The sequence below is a fragment of the Streptomyces sp. ATLC9 genome (assembly GCF_057196705.1).
On sequence record NZ_JBXUOY010000403.1, the window covers coordinates 1 to 3,497 of the forward strand.

Annotated in this window: 2 protein-coding genes; both read right to left on the reverse strand. The window is 72.1% G+C overall.

Annotation, left to right across the window (positions count from 1 at the left end; translation table 11 throughout):
* Positions 1–91 precede the first annotated feature (91 nt).
* A complete protein-coding gene (locus AC2CJA_RS25455; protein WP_484605020.1) occupies positions 92–2,596 on the reverse strand; it encodes a RelA/SpoT family protein in 2,505 nt (834 codons plus the stop codon).
* Positions 2,597–2,840: 244 nt separating this feature from the next.
* Positions 2,841–3,401: an adenine phosphoribosyltransferase gene (locus AC2CJA_RS25460; RefSeq protein WP_484605021.1), complete on the reverse strand. Its 561-nt coding sequence runs from the start codon at positions 3,399–3,401 to the stop codon at positions 2,841–2,843.
* Positions 3,402–3,497 lie beyond the last annotated feature (96 nt).

Sequence of the window (3,497 nt, forward strand, 5' to 3'; positions counted from 1 at the left end):
CCCCCGCGCGCGCCGCCCCCCCCCCCCCCCCCCCCCCCCCCCCCCCCCCCCCCCCCCCCCCCCCCCCCCCCCCCCCGGTGTGCGCGCCGGGCTACGACCGGCGGGCCGAGGTGACGCGGTAGACGTCGTAGACGCCCTCCACCCCGCGCACCGCCTTCAGCACGTGGCCCAGGTGCTTGGGGTCGCCCATCTCGAAGGTGAAACGGGAGATGGCCACCCGGTCCCGGGAGGTCTGGACGGCCGCGGAGAGGATGTTGACGTGCTGGTCGGACAGCACCCGGGTGACGTCCGACAGCAGCCGGGAGCGGTCCAGCGCCTCGACCTGGATGGCGACCAGGAAGACCGAGGACTGGGTCGGCGCCCACTCGACCTCCAGCATCCGCTCCGGCTCGCGCGAGAGCGAGTCGACGTTGACGCAGTCGGCGCGGTGGACGGAGACCCCGTTGCCGCGGGTGACGAACCCGAGGATCGGGTCGCCGGGCACGGGGGTGCAGCAGCGGGCCAGTTTGACCCACACGTCCTCCACACCCTTGACGATCACGCCCGGGTCCGCGCTGGAGCGCCGCTTGGCGCGACGGCGCATGGGCGGGGCGGTCTCGGCGATGTCCTCGTTGGCGGCCTCCTCGCCGCCGATGGCCTGGATCAGCTTCTGGACGACGTTCTGCGCGGAGACGTGGCCCTCGCCGATCGCGGCGTAGAGCGCCGAGATGTCCGGGTAGCGCATCTCGTGCGCCTGGGTGACCAGGGAGTCGCCGGTGAGGATGCGCTGGATCGGCAGGTTCTGCTTGCGCATGGCCCGCACGATGGCGTCCTTGCCCTGCTCGATGGCCTCCTCGCGGCGCTCCTTGGAGAACCAGGCGCGGATCTTGTTGCGGGCGCGCGGCGACTTGACGAAATTCAGCCAGTCGCGGGAGGGGCCCGCTCCGGGCGACTTGGAGGTGAAGACCTCCACCAGGTCGCCGTTGTCCAGGGTGGACTCCAGCGGCACCAGGCGCCCGTTGACGCGTGCGCCGATGGTGCGGTGGCCGACCTCGGTGTGGACGGCGTAGGAGAAGTCCACCGGGGTGGCGCCCGCCGGGAGCGCTATGACGTCGCCCTTGGGTGTGAAGACGAAGACCTCGTTGCGCGAGAGGTCGAAGCGCAGCGACTCCAGGAACTCGCCCGGGTCCTCGGTCTCCTTCTGCCAGTCCAGCAGCTGCCGCAGCCACGCCATGTCGTTGACGGCGTCGCCCTTCTTCGCGGGCGCGTCGGTGCGGACCTTGGAGGCGCCGGCGACGGCCTCCTGCTTGTACTTCCAGTGCGCGGCGATGCCGTACTCGGCGCGGCGGTGCATGTCGTAGGTGCGGATCTGCAGCTCGACCGGCTTGCCGCCCGGCCCGATGACCGTCGTGTGCAGCGACTGGTACATGTTGAACTTGGGCATCGCGATGTAGTCCTTGAACCGCCCCGGCACCGGGTTCCACCGGGCGTGGACGGTCCCCAGCGCCGCGTAGCAGTCGCGGACGGTGTCGACCAGGACGCGGATGCCCACCAGGTCGTAGATCTCGGCGAAGTCGCGGCCCCGCACGATCATCTTCTGGTAGACGCTGTAGTAGTGCTTGGGGCGGCCGGTGACGGTCGCCTTGATGCGGGCGCCGCGCAGGTCGGCCTGGACCTCGTCGATGACGGTCGCCAGGTACTCGTCGCGCTTGGGCGCGCGCTCGGCGACCAGGCGGACGATCTCGTCGTACATCTTGGGGTAGAGGATCGCGAAGGCGAGGTCCTCCAGCTCCCACTTGATGGTGTTCATGCCCAGGCGGTGGGCGAGCGGAGCATAGATCTCCAGCGTCTCGCGGGCCTTCTGCTCCTGCTTCTCCCGCTTGAGGTAGCGCATGGTGCGCATGTTGTGCAGACGGTCGGCGAGCTTGATGACCAGTACCCGGGGGTCCTTGGCCATGGCGACGACCATCTTGCGGACCGTCTCGGCCTGGGCCGCCTCGCCGAACTTGACCTTGTCCAGCTTGGTGACGCCGTCCACCAGCAGGGCCACCTGGTCGCCGAAGTCGCGGCGCAGGGTGTCCAGGCCGTACTCGGTGTCCTCGACCGTGTCGTGCAGCAGCCCCGCCATCAGGGTGGCCGGGTCCATGCCCAGCTCGGCGAGGATGGTGGTGACGGCCAGCGGGTGGGTGATGTACGGGTCGCCGCTCTTGCGCTTCTGCCCCCGGTGCCACCGCTCGGCGACCTGGTAGGCGCGCTCGATCTGTCGCAGCGTGGCGGTGTCGGCCTTGGGGTCGTTGCTCCGGACGATCCGCAGCAGCGGTTCCAGCACGGGGTTGTAGGGACTGGAGCGCTGGACGCCCAGACGGGCCAGACGGGCACGGACCCTGTTGGAGGAGCCCGAGCGCCCGGAGACGCCCGAGACGGCGCGAGTGGCCGAGACCTTTTCCCGGGAGGCCGCGTCGTCGCGTTTCCCGCCTGTCGGCGAAACGGTGGACGGAGACGGCCTGGGTGCGCCGCCGCGCTTCCCCGCCGCGGTGGCGCCCGCCGCCGAGGACTTCGCCGGCCTGCCGGCGTCCTGCTGCTGCGCTGCGGTGAGCGGCTTGGCCTCGTCTGGCAAGGGCAACTCCTCGGTGGGCCCCTCCTCGCCGGCCACGGCGTGCGGAGGGCTGTTCCGGCCGGGAACGGGCCGGACTGCCATGGTAGCCACCCCGGCCCCGAACGAGCCGGGCGCAGGTGCGGGGTGGCGTCGGATGTCCTCGAGGGTGTCACAGGCGGAGGGCCGGACGCGACGGAGGGGACGGCCCGGAGTGCTCCGGGCCGTCCCCTCCGCGAGGTCGGTGCCACCGCGGCACCGGCTGCTCTCAGACGGTGATCACCACATCCAGCGGAGCGCCTTCCAGCGCGGCCTCCAGCCTGGTCCGGCCGGGCAGGAAGCCCAGCTCCATCAGGACCGCGACCCCGGCGACCCGCGCTCCGGAACGGCGGATCAGGCGCAGCGACGCCTCGGCGGTGCCGCCGGTGGCCAGCACGTCGTCGATCACCAGCACCCGGTCCCCGGGGGTGAGGTCCTCGGCGTGGATCTCGATCTCGGCGCTGCCGTACTCCAGCTCGTACGCCTGCGACAGGGTGGCGCCGGGCAGCTTGCCCGCCTTGCGCACCGGGATGAAGCCGACGCCCGCCCGCACCGCGGCCGGGGCGGCCAGGATGAAGCCGCGCGCCTCCAGTCCCACCACCTTGGTGGCGCCGCGCTCCCGGGCGAGGCCGGCCAGCACGTCGGTGAGGGCGGTGAAGGCCTCGGGGTCGGCCAGGAGCGGGGTGATGTCCTTGAACAGCACTCCCGGCTTGGGGTAGTCGGGCACGTCACGGATTCTGCTGAGCAGCAGGCCGCGCAGCCTCTCGAAGTCGGCGGTGACGGAGATCACCGGATCACCGCCCCCGTCCGGAGGCGCGCCCGCGGCTGCCGGGCTCCGGCGAGCGGGGCCCGCCGACGGATCCGGCCGTCGCGGCGGGCCCGGCGG